Source organism: Gemmatimonadales bacterium (assembly GCA_030697825.1).
Lineage (GTDB): Bacteria > Gemmatimonadota > Gemmatimonadetes > Gemmatimonadales > JACORV01 > JACORV01.
This window is the reverse complement of the sequence record JAUYOW010000067.1, coordinates 36,864-52,349: the sequence shown is the minus strand read 5'-3', so window position 1 is coordinate 52,349 and position 15,486 is coordinate 36,864. Positions and strand designations below refer to the sequence as shown.

Here is a 15,486-nt window from a genome sequence, read left to right as displayed (position 1 = left end):
GCTGGTGGCGCGCGCCTCCCGCGAGACCGCGGGTGCGGTAACGATCCCGCGGGAGTCGCCGCTCTACACGCCGATCTTCGACCTCAACAACGACGGCCTCTGGAGCCCGGCCGAGCAGCTCGCCGGGCGGCGCGCCGCGCTCCTGGATGCCGCCGATCCCTCCCTCTACTTCGGCCCCCCGCGCCTGGTGCGTGTGGGCGTCGTGCTGTCGCTCCCCGGCGCTATAACGCCCTGATCTGGGCGATCAGCTCCTCGTCCTGTCGCCGGTGCCCCAATTCGGTCTCGGTGTGCGCCCAGCGCAGAGTTCCCGCCTTGTCGACCAGGAAGTACGCGCGTCGCGAGAAGAACTTGTCCGCGAGCAGGGTGTCGTAAAGACGGCAGACGTCCCGGTTGAAGTCCGACAGCAGGTCAATCGAGAGCCGTTCCTTCGCCTTGAACTTTCGGAGCGACGGGATCGAGTCCACGCTGACCGGGAGCACGCGGGTGCCGAGCGCCTCGAATTGCGGGTAATCCGCGGAGAACGAGCCCAGTTCCGCGGTGCAGGTGCTGGTGAAAGCGAGCGGGAAGAAAGCGAGCAGGGCGCTGGAGTCTCCGCGGAACGACGACAGCGTGACATCCTTCCCTGCGGTCGAGGGCAGCGAGAAATCGGGAGCGGGTTGGCCGATGACGGGGGCCACGGCGCAGGCCTTTCGAAAGGTGATGGGTGATAGGGAGACCGATGCCTGATGCGATGTACGAGTCAATCTACCGGCGCGCGTGCCGCGGAGCAAAGCCCGTCAGGTCAGATCACGAAGTGGGACAGGAAGTCGGCGCCGCGATGGAGCGGCCCCGGAGCCAGCGCCAGGACGAGCAGCAGGATCGCGAGCGCCCAGGCCACCTTCAGCGCAACGCGCGCGGGCGGAGGAGCGGCGGCGGCCCCGCGCCCGCTGTCCCCGCGTACCAGCAGCTGACGCACCAGGGCGAGCGCGAGGAACGCGAGAACGGTGCTGGCGGCCAACCCGGCCAGCGCCGGTGCCCACCATCCCTCGCGCCAGGCGGCGTCGAGGAGGCGCCACCGGGCCAGGAACCCCGCGGTCGGCGGGAGCGCGGCGAGCGCCAGGAGACCGGTGACGAGCGGCACGGCCACGAAGGGTGAGCGCCCAACGATCGCGCGGAAGTCGCCGGGTCCGGTGACCGGCCCGCGGGCCGTCGAGTCGGTGAGGACGAGCAGGATCGCGGCGTTGGCTGCAGCCACCACCAGCGTGGCGGCGAGCGCCGCCGAAACGGCCCGCGGGCCCGGCGTCGCAAGCGCCGCGATCACGAAGCCCGACTGCGCCACGAGCAGGTACGACAGCAGGCACCTCGCGTCCCTTCGTGGCCGCAGGTTGGAGGTCCCGAACAGGAAGGCCACTACCGCCACGAGCGCGAGGAGCACGGCGAGGGAATGGCCGAGCGGCGCGAGCGCGGCGACCAGACGCACGATGACCACGCCGAGTCCCATCCAGATGGAGGTACCGGCGAACAGCGCGGCGCGCGGCGAAGGGTCGCGCAGCAGGTGGGGCAGCCAGGCGTAGAACGGCGCCGCACCCCACCGCACCAGGAACCCGCAAAGGAAGAGCGCTGCGCCCGCGAACCCGGCCGGCTGCGCGGCATCGGCGCCGAGCGCGGACGTGATGTCGGCGAGCCGCGTGGCCCCCGTCGCTCCGACGAGCAGCGCGAGGCCGAGCGCGCCGAGCGCCGACGGCGTGAGGCTCGTGCTGGTCAGCCGCCCCCAGCCGCGATGCCCGTCGGCGAGGCTGCCTAGCCCGGCGAGCGCGATCATCGCTACTGACGTGATCTCCAGGGCTAGGAAGAGCGCGAGCACATCGACCAGGCTGGCGGCGACGACGAGACCCATCGCCGCGACCACCAGGAAGAACTGGTCCTCCGCGGCCGGCTCGGGGTGCCCCGTCGCGCCGCGGGTGGTGCCTGCGAGCACCAGGCCGGCGATGACTATCCCCTTCGCGGCCTGGGAGTAGGCATCGACCCGGTACGCGAGATAGAGGAACTCGTCGCTCACGCCGATGGTGCCTATCGCGGCCGCAAGCGCCGCGATCCCGCCGCCGACGAGCACGACACCCGAAGCGCGCCGCCTCCGGCCCGGCATCATGGCGAACAACGTGACGGAGGTCCAGACGAGCGCCAACTCCGGCGCGAGCGCGACCAGCCGGCTCACGCCTTCGGCGCTCCGCCCACCCGACCCGCGCCGCCGCCCCCCCCGGCCCCACCGGCCGCGCCGGCCGCGCTCGCCAGATGAGCGCCGATCACGAGCACGCCGACCGCCGCGCCCGCCCCGACGAGCACGACCGCTACCACCTGGCCCAGCGCGCTCTGCGATCCCGAGAGAGTGGTCGTGGCGGCCGTCGTCAGGATCGCGGCGGCCAGCATCAGCTCGAACGCGAGGAGCGCTCCCAGCAAGCTGCGCCGGCAGATCAGCGAGCCCAGGCCGAGCGAGAAGACAGCCGCGGCCGCCACCAGCGTGTAGGTCAGGGTCTCGGCGACCGATCCTCCACTTCTTCTCGCGGCCCCGTAGCCGCCCTCGCGAGGACCAGTGCCGCGATGGCGGCGACGGCGAGCAGCGCCCCGACGAGCTCCAAGGCCGCGACCGAGTCGGTGAGCAGCCCCCAGCCGACCCAGACCGCGGCCGTCTCCCGCTGGCCACCCGCGGGCGGCCATTCGGTGCCGAGTACGAGCGCCGTCAGCCCGGCGAACGCCGCGAGGCCGATGACGATCGCGACGGAGACGCGGGACCGGCGCGGCGGCCGCGCGGCGGCGGGGGCGATCTTCGCGGCCGCGAGCAGTCCTGCCGGCAGCGCCGCCGACATGACGAGGACGATGAGGATGGCCAGGAAGTCGTCGCCCAGCGTCAGGCAGACGCCCGCTACTCCGAGCATCGAGAGGGCGAAGCCCGCGATCGCGGGCGCGGCGCCGCGCGCCAGGGCTACCACGGCCGCGCCGAGCACCGCGATGGTCGCAGACGCGCCGAACCCGAAGCCGGCCCAGTTCACCGGGGCCGACCGACCGCGACGAACGTGGCGATCAGGTTGAGCAGCGCGGCCGGGGCCAGCACGCGCCAGGCCAGGCCCCGCCGCCGCTCGTCCGGCAGTCCGCTAAGCCGGCGGCTCAGCGCCAGCACCGCGAGCATGAGAGCGCCGGCCTTCGCGAGCAGCCAGACGGGTCCGGAGAGGAACGGGCCCGAGTAGCCTCCGAGGAACAGCGTGCCTCCGACCGCGCATCCGACCAGGAGGTGCAGTCCTTCAGCTAGGCGGCGCGCGCCGGGGGCGTCCCCCATGGGCGGGCGCACGCCGTGACTCACCGCGACCGCCAGCGCGAGTACGAACCCGAGCGCGGCGACCGGTTGCAGCAGCAGATAGGGCAGCGTGTTCTCCTGGGCCAGCACCCCGTTGCGCAGATCCATCGTTTGTGCCGTCACGACGACCGCGGCGATCGCCAGCACCATCGCCACCCAGCATCCCGCCCAGACGATCGCCCCACCCGGTCGCTCCGCCGCCGCCATCCAGTCGTCGCCGGCCGTGCCCGTGACCGCCAGCGTGAGCGCGACACCGGCGTAGCCGGCCACTAGGACGAAGAGACCGTACGGAAGGTCGGCGAACGGCCCGGTGGTGGCCATCGGGATCACCGAGGCGAGGACCAGCGCGGCGATCGAAAGGCCGACGCTCTCCGACAGGTCGTCGGTCGCCTTCACCGGTCGGCCAGCGTCACAGGGCGCGCGTCCTCACCGCGTAGACCCCCGGCGCTGCCGCCACGATCACGAACGCGACCAGGAGGGCGACGGACTGCCAGGTCTGGAAGAACCGGAAGACGAGGCCGATGGGAAAGGAGATAGAGGAGGGTCCCGGAGGTCGCGATGGCGACCAGTAGGCCGAGCACATCGCGCCAGGGGCCGACGCGGGTCTCGTCGCGCGCCGGCTCCGCGGGGCCGCCCGTCGCCCTGCCGGCGGTCCGGAGCAGCGCGACCGCAAGCATCGCCGCCACCAAGCCGGCACCGAGGAAAAGCTTGACGATTCGGTACTGATGGAGCGTCGAGGCGTCCATTAACAAGGATGGAGCGGACGGGATTCGAACCCGTGACCCCCTGGTTGCAAACCAGGTGCTCTCCCAGCTGAGCTACCGCCCCGTGCCGGCGGCCGGAATGTAGCGGCGGGGCCGCGACGCGGGCAAACGCCTACGCGGGCCGCGCGAGGATGCGCCGCTCTTGATCGGCGAGCCCGATCGGCGCGGCGAGCACGCAGAATGCGGCGTCTAATTCCCCGTGCGCACCGTCTCCCGCTCCCGCAGGTTGGTGTCGAACAGCCGGAGAATGCGCCGGTATTCGTCCGCCCAGCTGGATGCCTGCCGAAAGCCGTGCGGCTCGACGGGATAAATGGCGATCTCCCAGTTCTCCTTGCGCAGCTCGATGAGCCGCTGCGATAGTCGGACGGCGTCTTGAAAATTGACATTGTCGTCAACCATGCCATGGCAGATCAGCAGGGCGCCGCTCAGTCCCTCCGCGAAATAGATCGGGGAAGACCTGAGATACGCGGTGCTGTCCTCCTGCGGCTCGTTGAGGATCGCGGCCGTGTAGCCGTGGTTGTAGTGCGCCCAATCGGTCACCGGCCGGAGCGCGGCACCGGCCCGGAAGACACCCGGAGTAGTGAACATGGCCATGAGAGTGATGAAGCCGCCGTACGAGCCACCGTAGATCCCGATCCGCGTGGAGTCCACGCCCAGCGTGCGAGACATCCACCGCGCGCCGTCCACGTTGTCCTCGAGGTCGGGGCCGCCCATGTGCCGGTAGATCGCGGCCCGCCAGTCGCGCCCGTGGCCGGCGCTCGCACGGTAGTCCAGGTCGAGCACCGTGTAGCCTCGCTCCGCCAGCAGGTGGTGGAACAGGTACTCCCGCGAATATGACGACCACCACTTGTGCACGTTCTGGGTGTAGCCGGCGCCGTGCACGAAGATCACGCCCGCGCCGTTGGACCGGCCCGTGGGCCGGTACAATCGCGCCGGCACCTGCACCCCGTCGCGCGCCGGGACCATCACCAGCTCCGGCACGCGCCATGCGAAGCTACGGAATTCCTCGGTGGTGGACTCCGTCACTTGCCGCCACGGCGCGCCGGGGCGGTTGGCCTGGATGTACAGCTCCGGCGGATGATTGGCCTGCGAATACATGATGGCGAGCCAGCGGTCGTCCGGACTCACCACCCCGTCGTGCCGGCCCTCGCCTCGCGTGAGCTGCGTCTTGCCGGCGCCGTCCGTTCCCATCGCGTAGAAATGGTGCTCGCCCCAGTGAACCTCGCTGGAGTGGAAATAGAAGCGTCGTCCGTCGGGGGACAGCTCCACTCCCTGCACCTCCCACGGGCCGCTGGTCAAGGCGCGCCGCGTTCCACCCGAGGCCGGGACGGTATAGGCGTGCGCCCACCCGGAAACTTCCGACGTGAACCAGATCGTCTCGCCGTCAGGTAGCCATCCGGCCTGTACGAGAGCTGAGCGACCCACGCGCTGTCGTGCAGTACGTCCACCTGGCGCACCGCGAAGCCGGGCACGTCCACCACCCAGAGCCAGCGGTCGTTGAAGTCCGCCGCCATGCCGCGCACCAGCGCGCGGCTGCCGCTCGCGGACCAGCCCACTCCGCGCACGCTCAGCTGGCGCCGGCCGAGGCCCGGGTCCACCCAGTTCACCGCGCCGGTGGCCAGTTCCAGGATGGCGGCGCGGGTGCGCGACTGTTCGTCGCCCACTTTGGTGCGGTTGGGCTGGGTCTCGACGTAGCCGGTCGCGCTCACCCAGATGGGCAGTGTCTGCACCGCGCGCCCGCGGCGCGGTCGCTCACCGTCAGGAGCAGGTAGCGCCCGTCCGGCGAGACGTCCCACGACTGGATGTTCTGTCCCTCGGCGAGATAGAAGGGGCGCGGACCGGTGGTGTCGGAATCGCCGCGGATCGCGAAGGGATCGGGGTCCGCTCGCGGAGGCCGGCGCACGAACTCGAAGAGCCGCCGCTGCTGGGCCCGGAGGAAAGCGCGCTGGCCGGTCGTGTCGCGCGCCGCGCCCGCGGGCTCCGGGCCGCGGCGGATGTCGGTCACCTGGCGCAGCGGACCGCCGTCGAGCGAGATGCCGTAGACGTTGTTGTCGCGGACGAAGTACACGGTGCGCCCGTCCCCGGGGGCTGGACGTTGCCCTCCGCTCCGGGCGTGTCGGTGAGGCGTCGGCGCTGGCCGCGCACCGCGTCGAACCGGTACACGTCGCCGCGGAAGAGATAGGCCTTCGCGCGCCGGTCCCGCGACCAGACGCCGTTCTGCGGATACCCGCTGTCTGCCGGCGACGCCATCCTCTCCGGCTCGCCCCCGGTCACAGCCACGCGGTACGACGCTTCCGCGGTGTCCACGTCCGGCTTCTTCCAACGGAAGTAGACGTAGCGCGAGTCGTCCGAGAACCGGACCAGGCGTGGCGGCGTGCCGTAGAGGTCGGGGCCGCGCATGATGTTGTCTATGGTGAGGTCGAAAGCGGGGGACGAAGGTGATGCCGGTGCGGGCGAGGCGGGTCCGGAACGCTGCGCCTGGAGCGGCGCGACGAACCCCCCGGCGAAGGTGATCGCCAGGAGTGCGAGCGTACGGCTCATGGGTGACTCCGTTGTCTAAGGCTTGACGACGGAGAGAACGTAACCCGTGGTATCGAGTTGGGTGTAGTCCCGGGCGACGACCTGCGTGACGAAGGCCGTGTAGGATGCGAAGCGGTCGATGTCGTTCACCCGGATGAGGGCTACCGCGCCGGGCGCCAGCGTCTGGCCCGACGCCGCGATCACCGCGATGTGCGTGCTGTCACCGGGGAACGTGGTCGAGACGACGCCGTAGCTCGCGCCGGAGGGCGCCACCGCGCCGCTGAGCCGTCCCTTCACAGTGAACAGGATCGCACGGTCGGCACCGGTGTTGGGGGTGGTGAGCCGCACCGACAGCTCTCCCGCGGTCGGGCCGTCGCTGCACGCCGCGAGCGCGACCGCCGCCGCGGCCATCACTGTCCGTCGGACGTTCATCGCCGCAGCCTCCCCAGCACGCGGGCCATCACCTGCGCGCTCACGGTCGTGCCCGACCGGTCGAGCCACGCCACGAAGTCGCCGAGGTCGAAGACGCCGTTGTTGTTGGCCTGGAGGTCCATCAGGCTCTGCTGCGCATCGGTGAGCCCCGAGCCTCTCAGCAGCTGAGCCACTACGCTATCCAGCAGCAGTGGAGTGAACGACGCCGTCAGGGTCAGCGGGCGCCTGACCAGCAGCGCCAGGGACGGATCGAGGCTGGTCGTGTCCCCATCCCACGCCACGAAGATGTTCTGCGGTGAGGGGCTCGCGGTGACGCGCAAGGTGTCGGTCGCGGGGAGCATAGCGCTCCCGCCCGCGCCGAGACTCGGCGAGATGGTGATCGTGCCGTTGCCGCTCTTCGACACCGTGACCCGGTGGAACACGGCGAGTTGCGCCACCAGTGAGAGCGGGTTCGCCGGCGTGACAATGACGGTGTGCGAGCGCGCCCCGCTGTCGCTCCAGCCGCGGAACTCGAAGCGCGTCACGCCCCCGCCGGTCGTCTGCACGGAGTCGATGTCCACCAGCAGCGTTTCCGCGCCCGAAGTCACGAGCCGGCGGAACACACTGTACGCGACCCCGTTCACCCGCACAACCGCCGCCGTGTCGCTCGCCCGGACCTCGCTCCCCGCCAGCAGGTGAAAGGCGACTGCGCCTCCGGGGGTCACCTGGCGGATGGAATCGATCTGGATGCCCGACGGCAGGCCGGTGTTGAGGTTCGATGACGGGTTCGTAGCCGCACCGAAGACGGTGTTGTTCGTGGTGCCCGGGAACGGGTCACCGGCGTCGCCGCGGTTCCGGACGTCCGGGGTGCTGCTGCGCAGGTGGTTCAACCCGTCGGCCTGCCTCAGCCACACGGCGTGGATCGGGCCCGAATTCACCTCGTTCAAGAAAAAGCTCTGCGCGTACTTGGTCGAGTCCACGTGCCAGATCAGCAGTCCCGGGCCCTTCGACCGGATCAACGCCGTGTCCGAGAGCGCCGCCTGCCGGTTCTCGAGCAGGAAGTACTCCCCGCGCAGGTTCGCGACGGTCGGGCGGATCAGGAACGCGGTATCCCCGACGGCGGTGGGACCAAGTTGATACGAGCCGGGAAGCGTGAGCGCGCGGACCGCGATCCAACCCAGCTCGGCGCGCGAGAAGGCCTCCATGCTGGCGGGGCTCAACGGCGTCGCGAAGCCGCCCGAGCCCATTAGCCCCCAATGGCCCACCCCCTCCGAGTCGTCGCCGTCGTCGGGATTCGTGTCGTAAAGGTCGTCGAGGCCGAGGCCGTGTCCCATCTCGTGGGCGATGGTCCCGATGCCCATGATCTGGGCGCCGGTGCAGGCGTCGCTGCCTCCGACGCCCGACTGGATCGTGTAGTTGTCGATCCTGATCGGCCCGCCCCCCGTGCGCGGATCGTTGGTCGTGTAAGGCTGTCCGGTCCAGGCGCTGTAGTAATAGCGGTGTGACCAAATGTTGTTCGCGGATGACGGAGCCTTGGCCACGCACTCCCCGCCCAGCTCCGGCTGTATGAACCCGGCGATGTCCACCTCGCCATCGTCGTCGTCCGAGTTGGGGATCCCGTCCGGCCCATCGTTGTCGAACAGACCGAAGTTGACCGTCGAGTCCACGCCCAGGATCGCCTCGCGCATGAGCTGCGCCATGCGCCCGGGGCTGGCGCCGGAGGAGCACAGCGCGTTGCAGTTCCCTTCGTACCAGGTGTCATTGCTGTCGAGCGCGACCCGCGCGAGCACCTGGCCCTGGAGGCTCAGCAACCCGTTCGACATCTCCTCGTAATAGGTGCGCACGGTGTAGGGCCGCCCCGGCGGGGCCGTCGCGAACGTGAGGGCCGTGTCGTATGCCGCGACCGGGAGCAGCGCGGTCGGATCGGTGTTGCGGAAGCTGACCAGGAAGTACGGAACCTTCAGTACGCCGGAGACCGCCGTGGGTGACGGGGCTGCCTGGGCGCGCAGCGCCACCGGTGCGCGGAACGCGAGGGCTGAGTTGAGGGAGCGAAAGTCGCCAAGGGCCAGCGCGCGCGCCCGAGCGAGGCGAACCCGCCGCGCGCGGACGCGCCACACGGCGTCGGGCTTGAAATCGAACCCGAACGGCTCGCGTGGGCGTCCGTCGACACCCTGGGAGAGTGCGCCTTGCGCCGGCATCGCCAGCGCAGCAAGAAGGAGCATCAGGACCGGCCGACGACCCACCCAATCTCCCGCGAAAAAGGCGTTCTGCGCTGCAACTTAGCGGAAGCGGCGCTCGCCCAACAAGGCGCGCGTCGCCTCGAAAAGCGAATGTGGGGGTCCGGGAGCCGCCCCTCCGTAACGGCGGTCACGGGCGCCGGGTGCGCCGTGGCCGCGCGCTATCGGATCGCGTGCAAGGCGGGGATGGTCCAGCCGATGGCGGTGCCGAGCAGCGCGCCCGCGATGACGTCGGTCGGGAAGTGCTTGCGCGATGCGACTCGCATCACCCCCGTAGCCGCGGCCGTCGTGAAGAGAACGGCGATCTCGGTGCGGTGCCGGCCCGCGACGCCGCGCCGGTGAAGGATGGACGCGTACGCGGCCGCAGCGGCGAACGCCTGGCTAGTGTGCCCGGACGGGAACGACAGCCCGTAGTTGGCCGACGGGTAGTCCAGCGCGTCGGCGCTATAGCGGACCGGCCTCGGCCGGTGGAAGAGCACCTTCATCCAGTCGGTCGCCGCCGAAGTGAGACCCACGGCCTCAGTGAACACGGCGAAGTCCTCACGCCGCGCGTCTCCTCCCTCCCCGCTCCGGGTCGTAGCGAGCAGCACCGCGCCGCCCAGCGTGGTCCCGAGGACCAGTACGTCGCTGACGCGGGCCGGCGCGCCGCGGAGCGGCCCGACCGCGCCCCGATCTATCCGCCACAGCCCCGACGGATCGCAGGGCGCGCAGGTGGCATGGGGCAGACTTCCCTTGAGGAGTTGGGGGACCAGCGTCGCGGCCGCGGCGCCGGTCAGGATGGCCGCATCCGGCCAGGCCCGGACCTCGTACCGCAGCGGCGACGGAACCTGCTGTGCCCGAGCGGGTTGAATGGCAACCAGAGCGCCGACGAAACCGCCCGCCAGCGAGCGCCGTAACTTGATTAACCGCATGATCATCGGTACAATCAGCCCAGTTCGTTTATAGGGGAGGACCCAGTGGCCACGATACAAGTCGCGCGGGAAGTCGCGCTGTTCGAGAAGTGCAAGAGTTTCACCCGGGCGCGCGAAGTCCAGGCGATGGGGCTCTACCCGTACTTCACCCCGATCACCGAGTCGGAAGATACTGTCGTCAAGATCGACGGCAAGACAAAGGTCATGATGGGGTCGAACAACTACCTCGGCCTCACCCATCACCCCAAAGTGCTGGAAGCGGCGCGGGAAGCGCTCAACAAGTACGGCTCCGGGTGCACCGGGAGCCGCTTCCTCAACGGCAACCTTGACCTGCACGAGATCCTGGAGGCCCGGCTCGCCGAGTTCCTCGGCAAGGAAGCCTGCCTCGTCTTCTCCACCGGCTATCAGGCCAACCTCGGCGTCGTCTCCGGCCTGGTCGGCCGCGGCGAGAACGTCTACCTCGACAAGCTCGACCATGCTTCCATCCTGGACGGCGCCAAGCTCTCCCAGGGCGACGTGGTGCGATTCAACCACGGCGACCTCGCCGCGCTGGAACGCAAGCTGGCCCGCGACGACCGGCCGCGGGGCGCGATGATCATCGTGGACGGCGTCTACTCCATGGAAGGCGACATCGCCGACCTGCCGCACCTCGCGCCCATCGCGCAGCGCTACGGCGTGGCGCTCGCGGTGGACGACGCGCACTCGGTCGGCGTCCTCGGGCCCACGGGCGCCGGCACCGCCGACCACTTCGGCATGACGGACGAAGTGGACCTCATCGCGGGCACCTTCTCGAAGTCGCTCGCGTCCATCGGCGGCTTCGTGGCGGGCGCCGACTACATCATCCACTACCTCAAGCACCATGCGCGGCCGCTCATCTTCACCGCGGCGCTCCCGGCGTCGAACACCGCGGGCGTGCTCGCGGCGCTCGATATCCTGAGGAGCGAGCCCGAGCGACGCGCCGCGCTGTGGGAGAACACGCGTCGCCTGCAGGAGGGGCTGCGCAACCTCAAGTTCGACATCGGGCACACCCAGACGCCGATCGTGCCGGTGCTCATCGGCCCGCTCGAAGGGACGCTCGTATTCTGGCGGAAGCTGTTCGACGCCGGCGTGTTCACGAACCCCGTGGTGCCACCGGCGGTGCCGCCGTCACAGTGCCGCCTTCGTACCAGCGTCATGGCTACGCACACCGCGGACCAGGTGGACTTCGCGCTCGACGCGTTCGCGGCCATCGGCCGCGAGTTGGGAGTGATAGCCTGACGGAGACCGTCGCCGTCCGGCGGGTGGTATCGCCGGCCGACCTCGACCGCTTCATCGACTTCCCGTATCGGCTGCACCGGGGCGATCCCACATGGGTCGCCCCGCTGCGCAGGGACGTGAGGACGCTGCTCTCACGGTCCAAGAACCCCTTCTTCCAGCACGCGGAAGCGGACTACTTCCTGGCCGAACGGGACGGTGCGATCGCAGGCCGCATCGCCGCGATCAGGAACGACGCGCACGGCGCGGTCCACGAGGAGGAGAAGCAGGTGGGGTTCTTCGGCTTCTTCGAGAGCGTGAACGACCAGGCGGTGGCGGACGCGCTCTTCGCGGCGGCAGGCGGTTGGCTCCGCGCGCGCGGCCTGACGGTGATGCGCGGGCCGGCCAGCTTCTCCACCAACGACGAGTGCGGCCTGCTGGTGCAGGGCTTCGACACGCCGCCCACGATCCTGATGCCGCACAACCCGCCCTACTACCCGGAGCTGGTCGAGCGCGCCGGGTTCACGAAGGCGATGGACCTGCTCGCGTACCAGGGCTCCGGCGACGCGCCTCCCGCGCGGCTCGTCGAGGGCGCCAGGAAGCTCGCGCAGCGGTACCGGATCACGCTGCGTCCGATCGACATGCGGAGGTACTGGGAAGAGGTGGCGCTGGTGAAGAAGCTGTACAACTTCGCGTGGGAGAAGAACTGGGGCTTCATCCCCTTCACGGACGCGGAGATGGACCACCTGGCGAAGCAGCTCAAGCCGGTGGTCGTACCCGATCTCGTCGTCTTCGCGGAGATGAAGGGCGAGCTGATCGGGTTCGCCATCACGCTACCCGACTTCAACCAGGCGCTGAAGCACAACCCTTCGGGGCGGCTGTTCCCGTTCGGACTCCTCAAGATCCTCTGGCACAAGCGGAAGATCAGCCGGGCCCGCACGCTCACCCTGGGCGTGCTGCCGAAGTACCGCCGGACCGGCACCGACGCGCTGCTGTACGAGTGGACTTGGCGGCACGGGAACGCGCACGGCCTCTTCTGGTGCGAGGCGAGCTGGCTCCTCGAAACCAACCACGCCATCCGCAACGGAATGGAGCGGCTTGGCTTTCGGCCCTACAAGACCTACCGGATGTACGACCGGGCCGTGTGAGAGCGTTCCTCACCGGCGGCACCGGCTTCATCGGCAGCCACGTGGCCGAAGCGCTCCTGGCGCGCGGCGACACGGTCCTCTGCCTCGCCCGCAAGCCCGATCGCGCCGCCGCGCTCGCCGCGCGCGGGGCGCAGGTGATCCCCGGCTCCCTCCACGACACCGCCAGCCTCGAGCGCGCCGTCGCAGGCGTCGAGGTCGTCTATCACGTGGCGGGGCTGACCGCGGCCTTCTCCGAGGCCGAGTTCTTCGCGGTGAACGAGGAAGGGACACGGCGGCTCCTGCAGGCGGTCCGGCGTACGGCTCCCGGCTGCCGCTTCGTGTACGTGTCGACGCAGGCCGCCCTCGGACCCTCGCAGCCCGGTCAGTACCTCCGGGAGAACGCCCCGTGTCATCCCCTCAGCGCGTACGGACGCAGCAAGCTCGCAGGGGAGGCCGTGGTCCTCGGGAGCGACGAGCCGTGGGTCATCGTCCGGCCGCCGGTGGTCTACGGCCCGCGCGACCGGGAGTTTCTCAGGCTGTTCCGCCTGGTGCGCCGAGGCCTCAACCCGGTGTTCGGCCGCGGTGACCAGGAGATCTCTATCGTCTACGCGCCGGATCTCGCGGAGGCGATCGTGCGCGCCGGCACGGTGGACAGGGCCACAGGCCAGGTCTATCACGCGGCCCACGCGCAGGGGGTCAGCTACCGCTGCCTCGGTCTCGCCATCGGTCGGGCCCTCGGCCGCACGCCACACACCGTTCCGGTGCCCATTCCGGTGGCGGCGGCGATCGTCTGGGCGATGGAGCGCGCCGCCGGCGCGGCCGGACAGCGGTCGGTCGTCAGCGTCGACCGCCTCGATGAGTTCCGAGCACCCGCGTGGCTGATCGCCGTGGACAAGGCCGAGCGCGAGCTGGGGTGGCGCGCCGCGCACGACATCGACGCCGGCACGCGCGAGACTGCGGCGTGGTACCGGACGCAGAGACTCCTCGCCTGACCGGGCGCCGGGGCGTCACCGCGACCGACCGCCTGATGATCGGCTTCCTGCTCGTGAACACCGCGGTGGTCGTATGGCATGCTCCGGTCGTCGGCGCCTGGCGGTGGCTCCTGCTCGGCAACGCGCTCACGCTGACGCTGGTCGCCCTGCTGGCGCGCGCCCCGGTGACGGGCCTGGTTGCCTTCATCGGCGGTGGCTACGGCGTTCTGCTGTCCATCGTGTACTACACTCAGCTCGGGGTGATCGCGCTCGACACGGCCCACGTCTACGATGCCCTCGTGCTGCGCTGGGAGGAGGCGGTGTTCGGCGGCCAGGTGAGCGTGATCTGGAACCAGCGCGTGCCGAGCCTGGTGTTGTCGTGGATCATGCACTTCTGCTACGGGTCGTACTACTGGATCGTCACGGGGACCGGGCTCTGGCTCTACTTCCGCACTCCCCGGGAAGCCTACGAGCGCGGGATGTTCCTCATCACGCTCGCCTTCTACACCTGCTACCTCATCTTCGCGTTCCTGCCGGTGACGGGGCCGCGCGAGTTCTTCGGTGACGCCACCGGACCCATCACCACCGTACTGCCGGCGCGATTCGTTCACCGGGTGCTCGAGGTTGGTTCGGCGTGGGGGACGGCGTTCCCGTCATCGCACGTGGCTGCGTCGTGGATGGCGGTGATGGCATCCTGGCGGGACGCGCGGCGGCTGGCCCTGGTGCTCGCCCCGGTGTCGTTCGGGCTCGCGCTCGGAACGGTGTACGGCCAGATCCACTATGGGGTCGACGCGATCGCGGGAGCGATCCTCGCGGTGGCGCTCTTCGCGGTGGGTGACCGGGTCAGGAACGCCCTGCGGCCGGCCGCTCCGTGGTAGCGGCCATTTCCGCGTAGGTCTGTCCTCCGTACTTCTCGCGCAGCTGGCCCACGGCGGCGGGGTCTCCCATCACGATCAGCGTCGCGGCTTCGGCCACCACGAGATCGTCCTTCGGCTTGAAGTGGTAGCGCCCATCCTTGCCTTCGACGAGGGCGAGCAGCAACAGTCCGGGGATCGCGTTGACGTGCAGCTCGCGCAGCGACTTGCCGATGGCCGGCGAGCCCCGTCCGACCAGGATCTCCTCGATACGCAGGTTGCGGTCGCGGTCGCGCAGCATGGAGTCGAGGAAGGTCACGACGGCCGGCCGGATCATCTCCGACGCCATGCGCAGCCCGCCGATGGAGAACGGCGAGACCACGCTGTCGGCGCCCGCGCGCCGCAGCTTGGACTCGTTGCGCGGCTCGACCAGCATGGAGACGATCCGCATGATCGGGTTGGTCTGCCGGGCGGTGAGCGCGCACAGCACGTTCTCGCGGTCCGACTCCATCGCCGCCACCAAGCCCGCCGCGCGCATGATGCCTGCCTCGCGCAGCACCTCTTCATCCGAGGGGTCTCCTTCGACGTGGAGCAGCTCACCCTCGGTAGTGATGAGCGGATGCGGGGTCCCGGCCGGATGCACCGAGACGACGGAGCGGCGCACCCGCCGCATCTCGTCTATCACGTGGCCGGCCACCACGCGGTCACCGCACACGATGACGTGCTCCTTGAGTTCGCTGATCGCCTTGCGCATGCGCTTCCTCCAGAACACCTGCTCGAGCTGACCTTCGACGAAGAATGCCGTGACCGTCGAAGCGAAGTAGACCAGGATCCCCATCCCGAAGACCAGCAGAATCATCGTGAAGATCCGGCCCGCGGGGTTGTTGTCCATCGGGATGATCTCGCCGTAGCCCACCGTGGTCAGCGTGATCACGGTCATGTACAGGCTGTCGAGGAACCGGTGCTCGCCGCGCCCGATGATCATGTACCCGACCACCCCCACCACGAACACGATGAGGGTGCCGGCCGCGGCGCTGAGGAGGCGGCGGCGGACTTCGGCGAGCTGTTCGTCGGCTTTGGTTAGTGCTGGCATGAACGAGTAGCCTCGGTTCGCGTGAAGCTATACGGTT

18 protein-coding genes and 1 tRNA gene are annotated in these 15,486 nt (G+C 69.9%); 5 read left to right on the top strand and 14 right to left on the bottom strand.

Annotated elements, in window-relative coordinates; genetic code table 11:
- The coding region (locus Q8Q85_03320) for a hypothetical protein (GenBank protein ID MDP3773275.1) at positions 1 to 235 on the top strand (235 nt) is incomplete at its 5' end.
- Here the strand turns inward: Q8Q85_03320 and Q8Q85_03315 are convergent.
- From Q8Q85_03315 to Q8Q85_03255, 13 genes are all read right to left on the bottom strand, one after another.
- The gene (locus tag Q8Q85_03315; GenBank protein ID MDP3773274.1) at positions 222 to 677 is read right to left on the bottom strand and encodes a redoxin domain-containing protein; all 456 of its coding nucleotides are present in this window, start codon (positions 675 to 677) and stop codon (positions 222 to 224) included. The genes Q8Q85_03320 and Q8Q85_03315 overlap by 14 nt on opposite strands.
- A 104-nt stretch (positions 678 to 781) precedes the next feature.
- Positions 782 to 2,194, bottom strand: a complete 1,413-nt coding sequence (locus Q8Q85_03310) for a proton-conducting transporter membrane subunit (GenBank protein ID MDP3773273.1) — start codon at positions 2,192 to 2,194, stop codon at positions 782 to 784.
- Complete coding sequence (locus tag Q8Q85_03305) at positions 2,191 to 2,493, bottom strand: hypothetical protein (GenBank protein MDP3773272.1); 303 nt, start codon at positions 2,491 to 2,493, stop codon at positions 2,191 to 2,193. Before Q8Q85_03305 ends, Q8Q85_03310 begins: the two co-directional genes overlap by 4 nt.
- An 11-nt stretch (positions 2,494 to 2,504) precedes the next feature.
- The gene (locus Q8Q85_03300) at positions 2,505 to 3,026 is read right to left on the bottom strand and encodes an NADH-quinone oxidoreductase subunit J (GenBank protein ID MDP3773271.1); all 522 of its coding nucleotides are present in this window, start codon (positions 3,024 to 3,026) and stop codon (positions 2,505 to 2,507) included.
- The gene (locus Q8Q85_03295) at positions 3,023 to 3,724 is read right to left on the bottom strand and encodes an NADH-quinone oxidoreductase subunit H (protein ID MDP3773270.1); all 702 of its coding nucleotides are present in this window, start codon (positions 3,722 to 3,724) and stop codon (positions 3,023 to 3,025) included. Before Q8Q85_03295 ends, Q8Q85_03300 begins: the two co-directional genes overlap by 4 nt.
- A 359-nt stretch (positions 3,725 to 4,083) precedes the next feature.
- Positions 4,084 to 4,156: transfer RNA gene (locus tag Q8Q85_03290), tRNA-Ala, on the bottom strand.
- A gap of 125 nt (positions 4,157 to 4,281) precedes the next feature.
- A complete protein-coding gene (locus Q8Q85_03285; GenBank protein ID MDP3773269.1) occupies positions 4,282 to 5,466 on the bottom strand; it encodes a prolyl oligopeptidase family serine peptidase in 1,185 nt (394 codons plus the stop codon).
- Positions 5,388 to 5,822 carry a hypothetical protein gene (locus tag Q8Q85_03280; GenBank protein MDP3773268.1) on the bottom strand — a complete coding sequence of 145 codons (435 nt, stop codon included), beginning with the start codon at positions 5,820 to 5,822 and terminating at the stop codon, positions 5,388 to 5,390. The genes Q8Q85_03285 and Q8Q85_03280 overlap by 79 nt, the downstream gene beginning before the upstream one ends.
- A complete protein-coding gene (locus tag Q8Q85_03275) occupies positions 5,798 to 6,160 on the bottom strand; it encodes a hypothetical protein (GenBank protein ID MDP3773267.1) in 363 nt (120 codons plus the stop codon). Before Q8Q85_03275 ends, Q8Q85_03280 begins: the two co-directional genes overlap by 25 nt.
- Positions 6,094 to 6,633: a hypothetical protein gene (locus tag Q8Q85_03270; protein ID MDP3773266.1), complete on the bottom strand. Its 540-nt coding sequence runs from the start codon at positions 6,631 to 6,633 to the stop codon at positions 6,094 to 6,096. Before Q8Q85_03270 ends, Q8Q85_03275 begins: the two co-directional genes overlap by 67 nt.
- A gap of 15 nt (positions 6,634 to 6,648) precedes the next feature.
- The gene (locus Q8Q85_03265) at positions 6,649 to 7,044 is read right to left on the bottom strand and encodes a hypothetical protein (protein ID MDP3773265.1); all 396 of its coding nucleotides are present in this window, start codon (positions 7,042 to 7,044) and stop codon (positions 6,649 to 6,651) included.
- Positions 7,041 to 9,266: a M6 family metalloprotease domain-containing protein gene (locus tag Q8Q85_03260; protein MDP3773264.1), complete on the bottom strand. Its 2,226-nt coding sequence runs from the start codon at positions 9,264 to 9,266 to the stop codon at positions 7,041 to 7,043. Before Q8Q85_03260 ends, Q8Q85_03265 begins: the two co-directional genes overlap by 4 nt.
- A 155-nt stretch (positions 9,267 to 9,421) precedes the next feature.
- Positions 9,422 to 10,171 (bottom strand): phosphatase PAP2 family protein, encoded by a 750-nt coding sequence (locus tag Q8Q85_03255; GenBank protein ID MDP3773263.1) that lies wholly within the window; start codon positions 10,169 to 10,171, stop codon positions 9,422 to 9,424.
- A gap of 45 nt (positions 10,172 to 10,216) precedes the next feature.
- On the opposite strand from Q8Q85_03255, the gene Q8Q85_03250 reads away from it, so the two are divergent.
- Genes Q8Q85_03250 through Q8Q85_03235 form a run of 4 tightly spaced genes read left to right on the top strand, consistent with a single transcriptional unit; the run spans position 10,217 to position 14,380 of the window.
- Positions 10,217 to 11,428 carry an aminotransferase class I/II-fold pyridoxal phosphate-dependent enzyme gene (locus Q8Q85_03250; GenBank protein MDP3773262.1) on the top strand — a complete coding sequence of 404 codons (1,212 nt, stop codon included), beginning with the start codon at positions 10,217 to 10,219 and terminating at the stop codon, positions 11,426 to 11,428.
- A 23-nt stretch (positions 11,429 to 11,451) separates the two neighbouring features.
- Positions 11,452 to 12,552, top strand: coding sequence for a hypothetical protein (locus tag Q8Q85_03245; protein ID MDP3773261.1), 1,101 nt, complete (start codon positions 11,452 to 11,454; stop codon positions 12,550 to 12,552).
- Positions 12,549 to 13,523, top strand: a complete 975-nt coding sequence (locus Q8Q85_03240; protein MDP3773260.1) for an NAD-dependent epimerase/dehydratase family protein — start codon at positions 12,549 to 12,551, stop codon at positions 13,521 to 13,523. The genes Q8Q85_03245 and Q8Q85_03240 overlap by 4 nt, the downstream gene beginning before the upstream one ends.
- Positions 13,493 to 14,380, top strand: a complete 888-nt coding sequence (locus Q8Q85_03235; protein ID MDP3773259.1) for a phosphatase PAP2 family protein — start codon at positions 13,493 to 13,495, stop codon at positions 14,378 to 14,380. Before Q8Q85_03240 ends, Q8Q85_03235 begins: the two co-directional genes overlap by 31 nt.
- Here the strand turns inward: Q8Q85_03235 and Q8Q85_03230 are convergent.
- On the bottom strand, positions 14,346 to 15,449 hold the full coding sequence (locus tag Q8Q85_03230) for an NAD-binding protein (protein ID MDP3773258.1): 1,104 nt from the start codon (positions 15,447 to 15,449) through the stop codon (positions 14,346 to 14,348). The genes Q8Q85_03235 and Q8Q85_03230 overlap by 35 nt on opposite strands.
- Positions 15,450 to 15,486 lie beyond the last annotated feature (37 nt).

Bases quoted from the DNA above. Each gene is read 5' to 3' on its own strand.
- Q8Q85_03230 (MDP3773258.1), bottom strand. From the start codon at position 15,449: ATGCCAGCACTAACCAAAGCCGACGAACAGCTCGCCGAAGTCCGCCGC.
- Q8Q85_03255 (MDP3773263.1), bottom strand. From the start codon at position 10,171: ATGCGGTTAATCAAGTTACGGCGCTCGCTGGCGGGCGGTTTCGTCGGC.
- Q8Q85_03270 (MDP3773266.1), bottom strand. From the start codon at position 6,633: ATGAGCCGTACGCTCGCACTCCTGGCGATCACCTTCGCCGGGGGGTTC.
- Q8Q85_03265 (MDP3773265.1), bottom strand. From the start codon at position 7,044: ATGAACGTCCGACGGACAGTGATGGCCGCGGCGGCGGTCGCGCTCGCG.